13 protein-coding genes are annotated in these 17,130 nt (G+C 70.1%); 6 read left to right on the top strand and 7 right to left on the bottom strand.

Annotation, left to right across the window (positions count from 1 at the left end):
* Nucleotides 1-62: 62 nt before the first annotated feature.
* A complete protein-coding gene (locus DS837_RS00805; RefSeq protein ID WP_149163025.1) occupies nucleotides 63-2,132 on the bottom strand; it encodes a 4Fe-4S binding protein in 2,070 nt (689 codons plus the stop codon).
* A 155-nt stretch (nucleotides 2,133-2,287) separates the two neighbouring features.
* Here DS837_RS00805 and DS837_RS00810 point away from each other — a divergent pair, with 155 nt between their 5' ends.
* Nucleotides 2,288-2,851 carry a GNAT family N-acetyltransferase gene (locus tag DS837_RS00810; protein ID WP_149163026.1) on the top strand — a complete coding sequence of 188 codons (564 nt, stop codon included), beginning with the start codon at nucleotides 2,288-2,290 and terminating at the stop codon, nucleotides 2,849-2,851.
* Here DS837_RS00810 and DS837_RS00815 read toward each other — a convergent pair.
* From DS837_RS00815 to DS837_RS00825, 3 genes are all read right to left on the bottom strand, one after another.
* Entirely contained in the window at nucleotides 2,848-4,761 is a 1,914-nt protein-coding gene (locus DS837_RS00815; protein ID WP_170295697.1) for a response regulator, read from the bottom strand. The genes DS837_RS00810 and DS837_RS00815 overlap by 4 nt on opposite strands.
* A gap of 128 nt (nucleotides 4,762-4,889) precedes the next feature.
* Nucleotides 4,890-5,372, bottom strand: a complete 483-nt coding sequence (locus tag DS837_RS00820) for an MmcB family DNA repair protein (protein ID WP_149163028.1) — start codon at nucleotides 5,370-5,372, stop codon at nucleotides 4,890-4,892.
* Between the two features lie 93 nt (nucleotides 5,373-5,465).
* Nucleotides 5,466-6,620, bottom strand: a complete 1,155-nt coding sequence (locus DS837_RS00825) for a sensor histidine kinase (RefSeq protein WP_149163029.1) — start codon at nucleotides 6,618-6,620, stop codon at nucleotides 5,466-5,468.
* A gap of 461 nt (nucleotides 6,621-7,081) precedes the next feature.
* Between DS837_RS00825 and DS837_RS00830 the strand changes: the two genes are divergently transcribed.
* The 4 genes from DS837_RS00830 to DS837_RS00845 all read left to right on the top strand — a co-directional run bounded on the left by DS837_RS00830 (nucleotide 7,082) and on the right by DS837_RS00845 (nucleotide 14,291).
* Nucleotides 7,082-8,557: a hybrid sensor histidine kinase/response regulator gene (locus DS837_RS00830; protein ID WP_247889708.1), complete on the top strand. Its 1,476-nt coding sequence runs from the start codon at nucleotides 7,082-7,084 to the stop codon at nucleotides 8,555-8,557.
* 244 nt (nucleotides 8,558-8,801) lie between these two features.
* Nucleotides 8,802-11,042 carry a sensor histidine kinase gene (locus DS837_RS00835; protein ID WP_149163031.1) on the top strand — a complete coding sequence of 747 codons (2,241 nt, stop codon included), beginning with the start codon at nucleotides 8,802-8,804 and terminating at the stop codon, nucleotides 11,040-11,042.
* 574 nt (nucleotides 11,043-11,616) lie between these two features.
* A complete protein-coding gene (locus DS837_RS00840) occupies nucleotides 11,617-13,068 on the top strand; it encodes a bifunctional enoyl-CoA hydratase/phosphate acetyltransferase (RefSeq protein WP_170295698.1) in 1,452 nt (483 codons plus the stop codon).
* Nucleotides 13,069-13,082: 14 nt separating this feature from the next.
* Nucleotides 13,083-14,291 (top strand): acetate/propionate family kinase, encoded by a 1,209-nt coding sequence (locus tag DS837_RS00845; protein ID WP_149163032.1) that lies wholly within the window; start codon nucleotides 13,083-13,085, stop codon nucleotides 14,289-14,291.
* A 90-nt stretch (nucleotides 14,292-14,381) separates the two neighbouring features.
* Here DS837_RS00845 and DS837_RS00850 read toward each other — a convergent pair whose 3' ends face one another.
* Together DS837_RS00850 and DS837_RS00855 are read right to left on the bottom strand one after the other, a co-directional pair.
* Entirely contained in the window at nucleotides 14,382-14,720 is a 339-nt protein-coding gene (locus DS837_RS00850) for a hypothetical protein (protein ID WP_247889709.1), read from the bottom strand.
* Between the two features lie 193 nt (nucleotides 14,721-14,913).
* On the bottom strand, nucleotides 14,914-15,174 hold the full coding sequence (locus DS837_RS00855) for a hypothetical protein (protein WP_149163034.1): 261 nt from the start codon (nucleotides 15,172-15,174) through the stop codon (nucleotides 14,914-14,916).
* 25 nt (nucleotides 15,175-15,199) lie between these two features.
* On the opposite strand from DS837_RS00855, the gene DS837_RS00860 reads away from it, so the two are divergent.
* Complete coding sequence (locus DS837_RS00860; protein WP_247889710.1) at nucleotides 15,200-15,613, top strand: CBS domain-containing protein; 414 nt, start codon at nucleotides 15,200-15,202, stop codon at nucleotides 15,611-15,613.
* A 69-nt stretch (nucleotides 15,614-15,682) separates the two neighbouring features.
* Here DS837_RS00860 and DS837_RS00865 read toward each other — a convergent pair whose 3' ends face one another.
* Nucleotides 15,683-16,957, bottom strand: a complete 1,275-nt coding sequence (locus DS837_RS00865; protein ID WP_149163035.1) for a hypothetical protein — start codon at nucleotides 16,955-16,957, stop codon at nucleotides 15,683-15,685.
* Between the last annotated feature and the right edge of the window lie 173 nt (nucleotides 16,958-17,130).

Below are 17,130 nucleotides of genomic sequence, written 5' to 3' on the forward strand. Positions count from 1 at the left end.
CGCGGCGCCGGGACTTGACGGGGATCAAATCCCGGCACCGTGCACGGTTCGGACGGAAGCGCTCAGTGGATGCTGCCGCCGTCCGGGCCACCGTCCTTGCCGTTTTGGGCCAGTTCCCGCTCGCGCAGATAGTCCTCGGTGGTGCGGGGCGCGCGCGGGGCGCCGAGCGCGAAGGGCGAGTCGCCCCGCTCGAACTGGTCCACCACGCGACAGTCGCCGCACATGCGCATGCGGTCGGCGGCCTCCGGTGTGGCGAACATGGCGTGCCGTCCGGCCAGCACCGCGACGATCTTGTCGATCGAGGACTTGGTGGCGAAGGGCTTGCCGCACTTGACGCAGCAGAAGGGCTCCTCCTCCTTCAGCACCTTGGCGCCGCGGGCGCTGTCGCGGAAATCGATCTCGGGGACCAGCGCGATGACCTTCTCCGGACAGGTCGTCTTGCACAGGCCGCACTGCACGCAGGCGTCCTGCGAGAAGGACAGCATCGGCTTGTCGGCGTTGTCGAGCAGCGCGCCGGTCGGGCAGGCGCCGACGCAGGACAGGCAGAGCGTGCAACCCTCCGTCATCACCTGCACCCGCCCGAAGGGGGCGCCCGGCGGCAGCGGCAGGACCTCCACCGGCTCCGGAGCGACCTTGTGCAGGTGGCGCAGCGCCAGCATGGTGACGGTGCGCTTGCCGCCCATCGGCAGGAAGGTGCCGGGAGCGGGGGCATCCTCGCGCGGCAGGCTCCACAGCTCGGCGGCCACCGCGTCGGGGTCCTGCGCGTCGATGATCGACACCCGGCCCGAGCCGTAGCCCAGGCCCGCCATCGCCGTCTCGGCCAGACCGATCTGGCTGGCCAGCCCGGCCGTCTCGCCGGCGTTGCCCGGCCCGACCAGGACGCGCACCCGCGCCGCGCCGTAGGCCAGCGCCGCCGCGAACACGTCGAAGCCGAGCTGCGTCACCTCGTTCACCGCGAAGGGCAGCACGCGGGCCGGCAGGCCGCGCCCGTAGCGCGCGATCAGCGAGATCATCTCGTCGCCGTGCCGCGGGTCGTGGACGAGCAGCACCGGCTCCGTCCCACCGGCCTTGGCGTAGGAGGAGAGCAGCGTGCGCAGCCGCTCGTAGACGGTCTGGAGCGGCGGCAGGGCGTAGGTGCTGGCCCCCGTCGGGCAGACCGAGGCGCAGGAGCCGCAGCCGGCGCAGACGTGCGGGTCGATCGCCACATGGTCGCCGTTCGGCGTGATGGCGCCGGTCGGGCAGACCTCCAGGCAGCGCGTGCAGCCGGTCTTGCGGCTGCGCGAATGGGCGCAGAGGTCGGCCTTGAAGTCGATGTAGCGCGGCTTCTCGAACTCGCCGACCAGATCGGCGGCCTCGAACACCGCCTTGGCGACGGCGGCCGGGCTGTCGGGGTCGGGGCGCAGGTAGCCGTCGCGCTTGCCGTGCGCGGGGAACAGCGGGGCGCCGCCGGTCAGGTCCACGATGACGTCGCAGCGCGAAGCGGCGCCGTGCCGCGGCGGCTCGAAGCCGAGGACGGCGCGCGAGGCCGGGATGGCCGGGGCGTAGTCGTCCACCACGATCTCGAAGTTGCCGAGCCAGCCCTTGGCGGCGCGGATGGTGCCCTTGAAGACCGGCACATCCATGACGCGCGGCGGGGCGACGTCCTTGGGGGATTTCAGCAGAACGGTGACGTCCAGGCTGCCGGACAGCTGCCGGGCCACCTCGATGGCGCGCTCGTCGGTGCCGTAGACCAGCGCGGTGCCTTCCGACGCCAGGGTGATGGTGCCGGTCGGCGGGATGTCCATGGCCGCCTCGGCCAGCAGGGCGGCGATCTTCGGCCCCGCGAGCGCGCCCTCGTCCGACCAGCCGGCGCGCTCGCGGATGTTGGTGAAGGCAAGCGCGGCGTCCGGGTTGTCTTGCGCCGCGATCTCCGCGAACAGCGGGGCCTCCTGGGTGCAGGCGACGAGCAGCGGGGCGCCCTCCGCCACGCGCGCCTCGAACCGGTCGAGCTGGGTGCGGCAGAGCTGGGTGGCGACGGACAGCTCGCCCTCCGCCCCCGCCGCGGCCCCGCAGGCCCTGGCCAACGCCTTGCCGTCGAGCGCCATGCTGTGGGCGCAATCGCAGACGAGCACCGTCCGGCCGTTGATCTTCATCGCTTCCAACCCCTTGCCCTGAAAAGACCTGCCCTAAAGCCCTGTTGCACACAGCGCGTTCCAGTTCTGTACATATCGGCTGGGTGGCACGGTTGCGACAGCAAAATACGTGCGGCAGGATGGTGGACCTGCCCATCCTTCGGATTCATCCGGCCATGACCAGCGCACCGACCATCCGCGACGCCCGCATCGAGGATGTCCCCGCCTTCCAGCGAATCTACGAGCACCATGTCCTTCACGGCGTCGGCACCTTCGAGGAGGAGCCGCCGGACGTGGCGGAGCTGGAGACGCGCTTCCGCGCCATCACCGGCGCCGGGCTGCCCTGGCTGGTCGCCGAGCGCGACGGCGCGGTCCTCGGCTACGCCTACGGCAGCGCCTACCACGTCCGCTCCGCCTACCGCTTCACCATCCAGGATTCCGTCTACATCGCCGAGGAGGCGCGCGGCCAGGGCCTCGGGCGCCTGCTGCTCCAGGCGCTGATCGACCGCTGCGTGGCGCAGGGCTACCGCCAGATGGTGGCGTTGGTCGGCGGGTCGGAGAACGCCGGCTCCATCGGGCTGCACACCGCCTTGGGCTTCCGCACCTGCGGCGTGGTCGAGGCCGTGGGGCTGAAGTTCGGGCGCTGGCTGGACGTGGTCATGATGCAGAAGGATCTGGGCGCGGGCCGCTCGGACATTCCGGAGGGCGAGGGGCCGAGCCAGCCGGTGGCGGTGCGTTAGCCGCCGCTCCACCGGTCCAAGGCGGCGAGCGCTGGCGGAACCGCGGTGTCCAGCGCACGGCACAGGGCGTCGGGGTCGCCCTCCCCGGTGTCCAGGGCGCGTTCCAGCGCCTGCGCCGCGCCGCGCAGCGCCATGCAGCCATAGATGCCGGCGACCCCGGCGATCTTGTGGGCCATGGCCCCGGTGGTCGCCCGGTCGCCGGCGTTCCAGGCCTGCTTCAGGGCGGCGTGGTAACCACGCAACGTGACGAGGGTGTTGGCCACGAGGACGGCCACACGCTCTGCCGGCAGATGCTCGCGCATCTGGCGGATGGCGTCCTCCTCGAACACGGGAAGGCCGGGGTCGCCGTCCAGCGGAGGGGGAATGCCCGCGGCGTCGTTGTCGTCGGCGTCGTCGTCGTCGTCGTCGGCGGCGGCGGACAGGCGGTCCAGCAGGGCGTCCAGCGCGGACAGACGCAGCGGCTTTTCCAGGACGGCGTCGGCCCCCGCCGCCCGGCAGCGCTCCGCCACGTCGGGAAGGGCGGAGGCGGTCAGCGCGACGATGCGCAGCCCCGCCGCCACGGTTCCGGCCCCGTCGGGCAGGGCGCGGATGCGGCGGGTCGCCTCGACCCCGTCCATGCCCGGCATCTGCATGTCCATCAGCACGAGGTCGTAGCGCTCCCGCTCCATCGCTGCCACGGCGGCCTGCCCGTCGCCCGCCACCGTCACCGCGTGGCCGGCGCGGCGCAGCAGCATCGCCGCGGCCTGCTGGCTGACCGGCTCGTCCTCCGCCAGCAGGATGCGCAGCGAGGGCCGTTCGCGCGTCGGGCCGGCCGGCTCCGTCTTGTCCGGATCGGGCGGCGCGGTGCGCTGGGCGCGGGTCTGCGCGACGCCCAAGCCGACCGCGAAGACCGCCAGCCCGGTGAGCAGCCCGACACCGGCAGGAGCGGCGGCCGACAGGTCCACCCCGGCCCGTTGGGTGATCGGACCATCCAGCCCGTCCCGCAGCCCGTCCCGCAGGGCCAGCGCGCCGCGGCCGGCCCGATGGGCGAGGTCGCTGGCGGTGCCGCCCAGCAGCGTGGCGATCCCCGCCGCCTTGGCGGTCAGCGCCTCCTGCTCCTGCCGGAGGTCGAAGACGTTCTGCTCGTCCATTCCCAGCGCGACAAGCTGGCGCGCGGCGTCGGCGCGGCGCGGGCTGGCGGCATCGATCGGCAGATCGTTCAGCGCGTCGAACAGCGCCCCGGCGGCCTTGCGGAATTCGGACCGTGCGGAGCTGGCCGAGGCCGGCGCCGACCCGGCGGCGAGCAGCCGGAGGGCCACCGCCTGCCGTGAGGCGTCGATCCGGCGCATCGTTTCGGCGCCCGGTGACGGCGTGTGCGCGGCGGCGAGCGCCTGCGCCAGCGCCTCGCTGCGGCCCGCCACCTGTTCGGTGAGGTCCTGGAGGCTGCTCTGCCCGGCCAGACGGCGTTCCACCGTGGCGTTCAGCTCGTCCGCTTCCGCGCGGATGGCCAAGGCGGCGAACCGCAGTTCCGCACGCCAATCCCTTGGCAGGGCCTCCAGCATGGCGGCGAGTTGTTGCGTCCTCTGGCGCAGCGCGTTGTGGGCGGTCAGCCGACGCTGGGCGGTGCCCGCCGCTTCCAGCTCGGCCGCGCTGGAGGACAGCCCGGCGGCCAACGCCGCGACGCGCATGAGGTCGAGTGCTTCATCCAGGCTGCGGGCGGCCTGGCCGCGCGCGCGGGCGTCCATCTCGGCCAGGGCGAGCCATGCGGAACCGCCGGCACTGGCACCGGACAGCAGCGCGGCCAGTGCCAGTGCGCCGATCCGAGATGTGCCGAGCCATGTTGTCCCAATCCAGGGGGCGCCCAGCCGCAGGTTGCGGCGTTCATGGCGCGCTTCCGCTTCGGCGGATGGGCTGGCATCCTGTGCGTGCATGTCCGCCCGACCGTTCCCGTTCTCGGTGGAGCTTACACCGGCTTGACGAGGGTTTGCCATGGGACTTCGGTCACACCCAACAATCACGCACCGGGCAATCGCGCGTTGGACGATCAAACCGGGGGCAATCACACCGGCGAGGTGTCCTGGGTCCAGGACGGGTCCTCGATCCGGTGCAGGCGCCCGGCCCCGGTGAGCGCGGCGCGCAAGGTCAGCGCCTTGCGCCGGGCCGGGGCCAGCCGGTGTTCCGGCGCCTCGCGAAGGATTTCAGCGCCATAGGAGTCGGCGACCATCAGGCCGCAGTCGTCGGGAATCAGCTCCGCCGGAAAGGCATCGTCCACCGCGAAGTAGAAGGCGTCGCACCAGTCCCGGTATTCCGGCCATTTCTGGTCGGAGCGGAAGTCGGCCGCGCAGCTTTTTACCTCGACGATGACGACGGTGCCGGCGCCGTCCATCGCCAGAACGTCGGCGCGGCGGCCGCTGGCCAGCCGGAACTCCGCCATGCTGACGAAGCCGCGCGCGGCCAACGCCCGGCGCACCCCACGGAAGATCGGGACGGCGCCGCTCGCCGGAATCGTCGGCTCATCGCCCTGCAACAGGATATCGGCCATGTGAAACGGAACAGTTCGGGAACGAAGCGGCACAATGACCCGGCTTCACGCCTTTGCCAAGGGGCTTTCGTCGATCCGGGCGGCGCGAAAGGGTCAGGCGCGGATTCCCGCATGGGCCATGCCGTAGGAGCTGGCCCCGTGAGAGGTGGCCCCGTGAGAGGTGGCCCCGTGAGAGGTGGAATGAGGCAGGCTGCGCCGCGGCGGGAACATCAGGATGGCGGTCGTGCCCGCGCCGGGTTCGCTGTACAGGTCCAGGCGACCGCCGTGCATCTCCATCAGCCGCTTGACCACGGGCAGGCCGATGCCGGTCCCGGTGGCGCCGCGGGGAACCGCCATGTCGGCACTGCCGAAGGGCTCCAGGACGCGGGCCAATTCGTCCTCACCGATGCCGGCGCCGGTGTCGGCCACCATCAGCCCGATTCCGCCGTCCGGCATGGGGCTGGCCGACAGCATCACCTGCCCGCCCGACGGGGTGAACTTCACCGCGTTCGACAGCAGGTTGGTCAGCATCCGCTGAAGCGCCCGGGCGTCGCCGTAGAGCAGGGGCAGGTCCCTGGACAGATCCTCCCCGATGTCCACGCCGCGGGCCGCGGCCTTGTCGCCCACCTGGGTCAGCGCCTGACGGGCGGCGTCGGCCACGTTGATGGCCTCCTCTTGCATCTCCGTCCGGGCGGTCTCGCTTTGCGACAGGTCGAGGATGCCGTCGATCAGCGAAAGAAGATGCGTGCCGCTGGCGTGGATGTCCGCGGCGTAGCTTCGGTAGCGGGGGGAACCGAGCGGGCCGAAAGTCTCCGCCAGCAGCACTTCGGAAAAACCCAGCACCGCATTCAGCGGGGTGCGCAGCTCGTGACTCATGTGCGCCAGGAATTCGGCCTTCGCCCGGTGGGCGCGGTCCGATTCCGGCACGGCGGGAACCTCGGGGCCAAGCTCCACGAGGGTCACGCAGACGGATGGCGCCGCCATGCCGGCGTCGAACGGGGTCGCGGCGATCCGCCAGCGCGCCCCGCCGGGAGCAATCACCAGGCGCCGCACCGCCTGTTTCTCGGCCAGGCAGTCGGCCAGGCTGGCGAACAGGCCGGCTTCCCCACCATCCTGAAGATCGTCCGCGCGCAGCCGGCGCCCGGCCAGGGGGTGCCCGAACAGCCGTTCCGCCGCGCGGTTGGCCGTCAGCCATTCGAAATCGCCGATGGCGCCCGTGGCGTCGTGGACCGCGGTCAGAACGCCGATTCCGTCGGCGAGGGCCGCCATCGCTGCACCCGCCAACGCATCACCGGCCAATTCACCGGCGCCCGGCCTTCCACCGTCCAAAAGCGCAGGATGCTCCGCGCCAGCCGGCGTCGCCGCCTCCGGTCGTCGGTCGCGGAAAGGGGTTTCGGTTACGGCATCCATTGGTCGCATAGTCGAAAAGATTCGAGAAACATGCAACCGACAAATTGCGACAATCCATCGTGTTATTGTGAGGCTGTGACGTCAATTCAGTGCCTTTTCTTGACTTTTATATAAAAATGCACCGAACTGTTCGGGAGCCCAGCGGCTTCGGGCGTTGTGCCGGATCGTTCTTGCGGCGGGGGCATGCTGCGGCCCGATTATCCTGCAGGGGTCGGACGAACGGCGGGCTTGATCCTGGACGCCGCTTCCGTAGCCTGGATTGCACCGGGCCGCTTGCGGTCGTCGGGAAAACCGCGTGCACGCAGTGGGGGATGCCGCCCGTGACGAGCGAGGGAGCATATCGGCAAGGCGCGGGACGGCGTGGCGCGGTCCTGGTCTTCGACGCCAACGACCGGCTGTCCGCCTGGAACGAGGAGGCGGAGGCGCTGCCCAGCGCCGGGCGCCTGCTGGTCCAGGGCGCCCTGCCGGAAACGCTGGCTCCTCTTTTTCGCGGTCTGCCGGCCGGCCACACCGTCATCGACTGGCCGCTCAGCGGCGGCGGGTTCGTCCGTCGCACCGCTGGAGAGGGCCCGGCCGGAGAGAGCGCCACCGCGAACGGGCCCACGGCGGGAGCCGACCTGTCGGGCCGCCTGTTCGCCGCGGCCAGCCACGACCTGCGCCAGCCGCTGGCCGCCCTGTCGCTGCTGCTGGGGGCGCTGGAAGGGCGGCTTGACGGGGCGGCCAGCGGCGGCGGGAAGAGCGCCGCAGGGCGGGGCGGCGCCCTGAACGATCCGGCGGCGCGCGACCTGTTGAACGCCATGGGCAACGCGGTGCAGTCGCTGCGCGGCATGGTGGACGGGCATTTCGACCTCGTGCGGCTGGAGGCCGGTCTGGTCCAGCCGGACATCGGCGCGCCCGTGGTCAACGGCCTCCTGACTCGGATCGCGCTCGACGCGGCCCCGCGCTTCGACGGGCGGGGGCTGCGCTTCTCGGTGCTGCCCTGTTCGGTGCGGGTCGCCACCGACGCTTCGCTTCTTGAGCGGATTCTCCAGGGATTCATCGCCAACACCCTGCGCCACACCGAGCGGGGGCGGGTCGTGCTCGGCTGCCGCCGCCAGGGACCGGACCTGCGGATCGAACTGTGGTCCACCGGGCGCGGCCTGCTGCCCGAACAATTGCGCACCCTGCGGGAGGAGTTCCGGCGCCCGGACGGGGCGGGCGATCCGTTGGTGATCGACCTCGGGTTGCGGCTGGCCTGTGGGCTGGCGCGGCGGCTTGGGCACCAGCTGGAGGTGGACTCGGCGCCCGGTCGCGGCACCATGCTGGCGGTTCTGGTGCCGCGGGCCGCGGACGGCGCGGACGAGCCGTCGGCACTCGCGGAGCCCGCCGGGCCTGCCGGAGTCGACGCCATGGCGCCCGGCGAGGATGTCAGCCGCGCCCGCGTGCTCGTCATCGAGGACGACCCGATGGTGCTGGAGGCGCTGGGCGCGCTGCTCGGCCAATGGGGCTGCGCGGTGATCGCCGCGGACTCGGTGGATGCCGCGTTGGAGCGTCTGGGCCCCGGTCCGCAGGCGCCCGATCTCGTCATCTCCGATCTGCGGCTGAAGGGTGCGATGAACGGGATCGTCGCCATCCGTCAGATCGGCAAGGCGCTCGACGCCGCGCTGCCCGGCCTGATCCTGACCGGCGACACCGACCCGATGCGCCTGCGCGAGGCGCGGCTGTCCGGCTATCCGCTGCTGCACAAGCCGGTGGCGCCGATGGCCCTGCGGGGCGCCGTGGCACGGCTTCTCGGCCGCGAGCGCCTGAAGTCCTGAGAAGGTTTCGTGTCGCTGCCGATGCTTGGGCGCAGCATGGCGCCTTGTATTGCAGAATTGACATCGAAATGAGTGCGCAATCCCTCTGCAAATGACAATCAATAGTCGGGACGCCCCGTGTCCTCGCCGGAGCCGACTATCCATTTGGGAGGATGAGGGCTTTTCCATTATCGGGGTGCCGGGCCGCTTGCTATAGTCGGATGATCCGACGATTTTGGTGAAAACGCCGTTGGGAACGGGTGCAATGCCGCTGCTGGACAGAAGGGGGCGGGTCTCGTTTGCGGTTCCGGTGCTGGTCGCCGCGGGCCTGACGCTGACCTTTGGCGCCTTTTTCCAGATGCGCGCCGCCAACCGGGAGGCGGAGCGCTCGCAGCACGAGCGGCAGTTCGCCCAGTTCCATGATGCCCTGACGGAGCGGATCGGCAGCCATGCGCTGCTGCTGCGCACGCTGCGCTCGGCCTTTTCGGACCCCCGTCCGGCCACCCGCGACGGATTCTCGGCGGCGGTCCGGCCGATCATGCCGCTCTATCCCGGCTTGTGGTCGGTCGCGTGGGTAAGCCGGGTGCCCGCGGCGGAGGTTCCCGCGCTGGAGGCGGCGATGCGGGCCGCCGGTCGCCGGGACTTCGCCGTCCGGGACGCGGGCGAGACGGGCGACGGCGTCCCCGGCACGGCCCCCCCGGCTTCCCAGGGGGATCTGTTCGTCAACACGCTGATGGAGCCGGAGCGGGGCGGCGCCTTCGGGCAGGGGATCAACATCCTGTCCCTGCCCAACCGGGCGGAGGTGCTGGCGCGGGCCTGCGCGTCGGGCGACCTGACGGCGACGGAGGCGTTGCCGCCGCGTCCGCGGGGGGAGGCCGGGCGCAGCATCGGCCTGTATCTTCCCGTTTACCGCTACCCCGTCGACGAGATGGACGGGGCCGACCGCTGCGCGGAGGTCGCCGGCTACGTTTCCTCGGTCTTCGGCATCGCCCGCCTTCTGGAGGAGGCGGGCAACCGTGTGGACGGCCTGCACGGGGCCGTGTACCTGCTTGACGGGCCGGCGGGCGCCGGCGGGCGCGTCCTGGCGTCCCGCGATCTCGCCGTTCCGTCCGCGAACCAGGAGGGCGTTCCCTTCGGCGAGCTTCGCAAGGACGGCGAGGCGGTGCTCGAGCGCGATCTGGTGATCGGCGGGCGGCGCTGGACCCTGGTGCTGGCGATTCCGCCCGAACCGCGGCTGGCGCCGATGGATTATCCGGCCTGGATCGTCGTGGCGATGGGGCTTCTGCTGACCGGCGCGTTGGCCGGCTACACCCGGCGCGAGGCCCAGGCCAAGCGCTTTCTGGTGACCGAGGCCCGCGCCCGCGCCGCCATGGCCCGCGCGCTGCGCGAAAGCGAGGAACGGTTCCGCATGGCGCTGCGCCATTCGCGGGTCGCCGTCTTCAGCCTGGATCGCAACCTTCGCTACATGTGGATGTACAACCCGCAGACCGGACGGGCGGCGGAAACCTTCATCGGCCGGACCAACACCGACATCCACGCGCCGGACGACGCGGCGCGGCTGGACGCGGTCAAGCGGTCCGTGCTGGACACCGGCACCGGCTCCCGGCAGGAGGTCCGCGTCGGGGCGGCGCCCGGCAAGGAACAGGTGTTCGACCTGATCGTCGAGCCGCTGAGGGATGATGCCGGGGTGGTGTCGGGCGTGATCTGCGCCGCCATCGACATCTCCGACGGGGTGCGCATCCGCGAGGCGCTGGCCGAGGCCCACGCCGAGGCGGAGCGGGCCAACCGGGCCAAGTCGCGCTTCCTCGCCGCGGCCAGCCACGACCTGCGCCAGCCTTTCCAGGCCATGAGCCTGTTCCACCACATCCTGTCCGCCCGCCTGTCGGACGCCAAGCAGCTGGAGGTGGCCGGCAAGCTGGGGGAGGCGATCGCCGCCGGCAACACGCTGCTCAACACGCTGCTCGACACCTCCGCGCTGGAGGCCGGCAACGTCAAGCCGCGTCCCACCGTCTTCCCGTTCCAGGACATCGCCGACCGGCTGAACCGCGAATTCGCGGAGCAGGCGTCCGGCAAGGGCATGGTCCTGCGCATGGTGCCGACCTCCGCCTATGTGCTCAGCGATCCGGTGCTGTTGGAGCGCATGGTGCGCAACCTGCTGGTCAACGCGCTGCGCTACGCCGAAACCGGGACGATCCTGCTGGGCTGCCGGCGCCGCGACGGGCATGCGCTGGTCGAGGTGTGGGACACCGGGCCGGGCATTCCCGCCGACCAGCTCAAGCTGATCTTCGACGATTTCTACCGCTGCGGCACCGACCAGCGGGACAGCGGGCGCGGGCTGGGGCTGGGGCTGTCGATCGTCCGGCGCACCGCCCAGATCCTGGGCCATCAGGTCGACGTGCGGTCCCGTGTGGGCAAGGGCACGGTCTTCTCCATTTCCGTGGTGATGGTCGGCGACCGTCACAACCCGTTGCCCGAAGAACCCACCACGTCGGTGGCGAGCGCCTGAGCCTCCTGCCATGCGCACGGCGTGTGTGTGCGTCGCGGAATCGGCAGGGGTGGGTGGATCCCATAGTCAATTTCTCACGGAAAGCTCAACGTTCCGCCAATCCTGCGCTCCAACCCGCAAGGTCTTGCCATGCTGCGCCTGCTCAGTGATACAATGCTGCGCGAGCGGATTGTGTTACCGGAAAGTAAACGGACTCCGTCCTCCAACCGCTTGACATAGGTCATGGGGCGAGACCTTGGGCCGTCGTAAGACCGTGACGGAACGACATTTCCGCCGATCGGCAAAGACGGGCGGCGTGGGGTGCGGCGAGGCGGCGCGATCGGTGGCGACAGAGGGGTGCGACATTGTTGCACCGCAACGGAACCGCGAAATGCGCCACCCTGTCACATCTCTTTCACGGTGCCACGCTATTCAGGGCACCCCGAACCGGCCCTTGGCGGGCGGCTCTTCCCGGGCCGGCTGATCCAGGGGTCCAACAAAAAGGCCGCGGACGACAGGGCGATCCGCAGGCCGGGAGGATTCGGCCCGGGAATCATGCGATTCCGAGCCGCTATCCGATTGAGGAGCTTCTCCAATGGACCGTGTTACCGCGCCCGCCACCCCCGACTTCGGCAAGAACGGCTCAGCCATGATCGAGAACGTCACCTTCGAGGAAATCCAGATCGGCCAGCAGGCGAGCCTGTCGCGGCGTCTGACCATGTCCGACATCGAGCTGTTCGCCACGGTGTCCGGCGACATCAACCCCGCACACCTCGACGAGGAGTATGCGGCGGACAGCCAGTTCCACAAGGTGATCGGCCACGGCATGTGGTCGGGCTCGCTGATCTCCGCCGTCCTCGGCACGCTGCTGCCGGGCCCGGGGACGATCTACATGGGCCAGGACCTGCGCTTCAAGCGCCCGGTGGGCCTGGGCGACGTCATCACCGTGACGGTCACCGCCAAGGAGAAGCACGCCGAGAAGAACATCGTCGTCTTCGATTGCGTCGCCCGCAACCAGGACGGCAAGGAGGTCGTCTCCGGCCTTGCCGAGGTGATCGCGCCGACCCGCAAGGTCCGCCGCGCCGCGCACGAGCTGCCGCAGGTCCAGGTCATCCGCCACGACGGCCATGACGAGCTGCTGGGCAAGACCGAATCGCTGCCCCCGGTGCCGACCGCCGTCGTCCATCCCTGCGACGAAAGCTCGCTGAAGGGCGCGGTCGAGGCCGCCGAGGCCAACCTGATCGACCCCGTGCTGATCGGCCCGGCCTCCAAGATCAAGTCGGTCGCCGAGGCCCATGGGCTGGACATCAGCCGTTACCGCATCGTGGATGTGGCGCATTCCCACGCGTCGGCCGAGACCGGCGTCCGGCTGGCCCGCTCCGGCGAGTGCGAGGCGGTGATGAAGGGCAGCCTGCACACCGACGAGCTGATGGCCGAGGTCGTCCGCAAGGAGACCGGCCTGCGCACCGGCCGGCGGCTCAGCCACGTCTTCGTGATGAACGTGCCGACCTACCCGCGCACGCTGCTGATCACCGACGCGGCGATCAACATCTACCCGACGCTGGAAGACAAGGTCGACATCGTCCAGAACGCCATCGACCTCGCCAAGGTCCTGGGCGTCGAGACGCCGCGCGTCGCCATCCTGTCGGCGGTCGAGACGGTGAACCCGAAGATCGCCTCGACGCTGGAGGCCGCCGCGCTGTGCAAGATGGCCGACCGCGGCCAGATCAAGGGCGGCATCCTCGACGGCCCGCTGGCTTTCGACAACGCCATCAGCCTGGAGGCCGCCCGCACCAAGGGCATCGTGTCCGAGGTCGCCGGCCAAGCCGACATCCTGCTCGTCCCCGACCTGGAGGCCGGCAACATGCTGGCCAAGCAGCTCTCCTTCCTGGCGAACTCCGACGCGGCGGGCATCGTTCTGGGCGCCCGCGTGCCGATCATCCTGACCAGCCGCGCCGACAACGTCCGCACCCGTCTGGCATCCTGCGCCGTGGCCGTCCTGGCCGCCGCCGCCCGCCGCCGCGGCGCCGCCGCCGCGGCCGAGTGAGAGGGGCACCCGTCATGACCAGCCAGAACGCGGGTGGCGGCAACGCCATCCTGGTCATCAACGCCGGCTCCTCCAGCCTGAAATTCTCGGTCTTCCGGGAAAGCGGGGCGGGGGGGCTGCGGGTGACGATCAACGGCCAGATCTCCGGCATCGGCACCGAGCCGAGGTTCGAGGCCAAGGACGCCGCCAAGCGCCCGCTGGCCGAGCGGGTCTGGGCGGCGGGCGAGCCGTCCGACCGCACCGCCCTGCTGGCCTTCCTGCTGGAGTGGATCGAAGGGCGGCTGGACGGCGCGAAGCTGCTGGCCGCCGGCCACCGCGTCGTGCATGGCGGCACCCGCCACGCCGCGCCGGTGCTGCTGACCCCGGCGGTGATGGAGGAGCTTGAGGGCTTCATCCCGCTGGCTCCGCTGCACCAGCCTCACAACCTCGCCGCCATCCGCGCGCTGGCCGAGGCCCATCCGGAACTGCCCCAGGTCGCCTGCTTCGACACCGCCTTCCACCGCGGCCAGCCCTGGCAGTCGCAGATGTTCGCCATCCCGCGGGAGCTGACCGACGAGGGCGTGCGCCGCTACGGCTTCCACGGCCTGTCCTACGAGTACATCGCCCGCCGCCTGCCGGAGCTGGCTCCGGAGCTGGCCGACGGCCGCGTGGTCGTCGCCCATCTGGGCAGCGGCGCCAGCATGTGCGCCATCCACGCCGGGCGCAGCGTGGACAGCACCATGGGCTTCACGGCGCTGGACGGGCTGCCCATGGGCACCCGCTGCGGCAACATCGATCCCGGCGTGCTGATCTATCTGATGCGCCAGAAGGGCATGGGCGCCGACGCCATCGAGAAGCTGCTCTACAACAAGTCGGGGCTTCTCGGCGTGTCGGGCCTCTCCAACGACATGCGCGCCCTGCTGGACAGCGCGGACCCGCAAGCCGAGGAGGCGGTGGAGCTGTTCTGCTTCCGCATCGCCAAGGAGACGGGCGCGCTCGCCTCGTCCATGGGCGGCATCGACGCGCTGGTCTTCACCGCCGGCATCGGCGAGCGCTCCGCCCCGGTGCGGGCACGGGTGGGCGACAAGCTGGCCTGGCTCGGCGTGGTCATCGACCCGGCGGCGAACGAGGCCAACGGCCCGCTGATCTCCGCCCCGACCAGCCGCATCCCCGTCTACGTCATCCCGACCGACGAGGAGCAGATGATCGCCCTGCACAGCCGCAAGGCGCTGGAGACCGCCTGACCGGCGGTCTTCTGGTTGATGCCGCCTAGGAAGAAGGCCCGCCGTTGTGAGACGGCGGGCCTTCGTTTTGCCGGAGGGGGCGCCTGCTTTCTACAGGCCTTTCCAAAGCTTGAGGTAGTCGATCAACTTGCGCGTGTGAGCCGGCGGCGGTTGGTGGAAGCGGGCGACCAGACCGGCCTGCTCGTCCATCTTCACGACGACGCCCCGGCAGGCGAAATCCGAATGTTCCTCGCCGAGCCGGAAGAGGATGCGGAAGTCGAACTGCTGCTTGGCGATCAAGTCGCCGTCATAGGGGCGGATGCGGAAAGACCCGAGGACGAACTCCTCCGGCACATATTCGTGGCTGTCGATCCGGATGGTCGGGGGATCGGTGGGGCGTTCCTTGGCGGACGCCGTGGAAGCGGCGGTGGATTTGCCTCGTCCGCTCAATTTCGACAACCACGACATGGCGGCCCAGGCCCCTTCCAGACAACATCGTGACAGAACTGCAATTGTCCGGAGTTTCGGACCTATTTCCTTTAATAATGGTTAAGCCTGATCCGCCAGCGGAAAAGGTCTGATTTTTCATGCCAGAACCACCGCCGCCAGCCAATGGTGAGTGGTTTTGTCGCATGTTGCGCCGTCATGGCAACCATGACGTTGCTTTGCGGTGGCTTTGCTCGTTAAGTGATGAGAAAGTGATTACCTTTTCAACACTTGATAAATAGGTCTGTGGACAAACTTCGCCCGTTTCGGCATTTCGCGGATGCAGCATCTTCTTCGCGTCTGCAAATGAACAGCGAAAGGAGGCAGGAACCGACGACGAGGCGCGGCGCGGCGGTCCGCAAAAGAAAACAGCCGCCGTGGTCTTCCGAAACATCCGCACTTGGAGGAGGAAAGCCATGATGCATCGCAACATCGGAGATCTTATGAACCGCCGCCGCGTGGTCAGCCTTCCGGCGGGGGCGACGGTGCGGGACGCCGCGCGGCAGATGAAGGCCGCCCATGTGGCGTCCGTCGTGGTCACCGCCTCCATCGACGAGCAGATCGAAGGCATCTTCACCGAGCGCGACCTGACCGACCGCGTGGTGGCCGATGGGCTGGATCCGGATCAGACCCCGCTGTCGGCGGTGATGACCCCGTGCCCGGTCACCGTGGGCCACGACGTCACGGTGGGTGAGGCGTTGCGCCGGATGGCCGACCATGGCCTGCGCCACCTGCCCGTCGTCCGCGACGGCCGCGTCGTCGGCGTCGTGTCCATGCGCGACTTCATGGGCGAGGAACTGATGCTGATCGAGCACGAGCAGGAGGTGATGGACAGCCTGACCGAAGTCATGATGTGACGGCGCGCGAATCCGCCCACGCCCTCCGGGTGGCACGGGCGGATTCGCGCGGGCCTGTTACCCCAGCTTCTAGCCCAGCTTCTTCAGGGCGGTCTCGACCTTGTCGATCTTGGTCTCGGCCTTGGTCAGGGCGGCGCGCGATTCCTTGAGCCCGTCCAGGGACACCTTCGCAGCGGCGAGCAGCGGGCCGAAGTCGGGGTCCTTGTCGGAGACCATGGACGGGAAGGACTTGCGGGTGCCGGTGATCTCGTTGGCGGCGGCGAGGATCTCCTTCTTCGCCTGGGCGGCCTGCTGGCGCACTTGGGTTACGTAGAAGGTCGCCGTCTTGATCGAGGCCGCCCGCTTGTCGTCCTCCGCCTCGTCGGCGACCATCTGCTCCTGCTGCGCGCGGTCGGCCTGCCCGCCGACGTCGCGGGCGACCGTGTCGTAGAAGGAGTCGGCGTCCTGTGCCCGCTTGGCCAGCTTGCGGCAACTCGCCAGATAGGTGGCGCGCAGGTCCAGGGCGCCCTTCAGCGCCTGGGCGGCTTCCTTGACGATGCCGGCGGCCTCGGTGGCGGCCTCGGCGGCCTCATCCTTCATCTGGTCCAGCTTCATGACGATGCCGTCGGCCCGGTCGAAGGCTCCCTGGGCCGGGTCGCGTCCCCCATATTGCTTGGGGTCGAGCTTCATCTTGGCGACGGCGGCCTTGGCCTGGGAGAACAGCTTGGCGGCCTGTGTGGCGGTGGCGGCGATCTTCTTGGCCTGGGTATCCACCGCCTTGGCGGCGGTCTGGACCGCGGCGGCCTGGGCCTTCGCCTCCTTGGCGTTGCCCGCCCCCTGGGCCTCCAGCACGTTGCGCAGCGCGAGGTCGGCGTTGGCGGCGGCCTGATCGAGCAGCTTGACGTCGGCGTTGGTGGTCTTCAGCAGCCCGTCGATCTGCACAGCGGCCTTGTCGGCGATGGCGCGGGCGGCCTTGCCCTGCTCCTCGACCTCCTTGGCCTTTTCCGCCTCGGCGTCCTCGCGCATCTCGGCGATGCGCTCGTTGACGGCCACGCCGGCGCGGCGCCCGATGTCGTCCAGCGACTGACCGAGCTTCTTCAGCTCCGCCGCGATGGTCGCGACGCCCTCGGCCTTGGCCGACTTTTCCAGCGTCGTCTGATAGGCGGTGGCGCTCTTCACATAGTCGAGCAGCGCCTTCTCCAGCGCCTTGGCGTCGCTCTTGCCAAGGGCGGTGTCGAGCGCCTTGGTCACGTCCTCCAGCCCGGACTTGTGGAAGACGCCCATGAACTTGGCGCTCGGCTTCTTCTTGCCGGTGGCCGTCTCAAACGTCGTCTTGGCGGATTTCCAGTCGCTCGCGAATCCCATGGCGTTCCTCCCCGGATTGGACGGCGGAACGATGGAACGGACGGGTTGGACCGACAATCCGGGATGGGTCCATTGCGGATGGGTTCAGGGAACGCTTCACGGGGGTGATTCACAGGGCGCGGGCCGGGGCGTAGACTGGAGCGGCCCGTCCCCGGAAACTCCTGGCGTGAGGA

The sequence above is a fragment of the Azospirillum brasilense genome, assembly GCF_008365405.1.
Classification (GTDB): Bacteria; Pseudomonadota; Alphaproteobacteria; order Azospirillales; family Azospirillaceae; genus Azospirillum; species Azospirillum brasilense_D.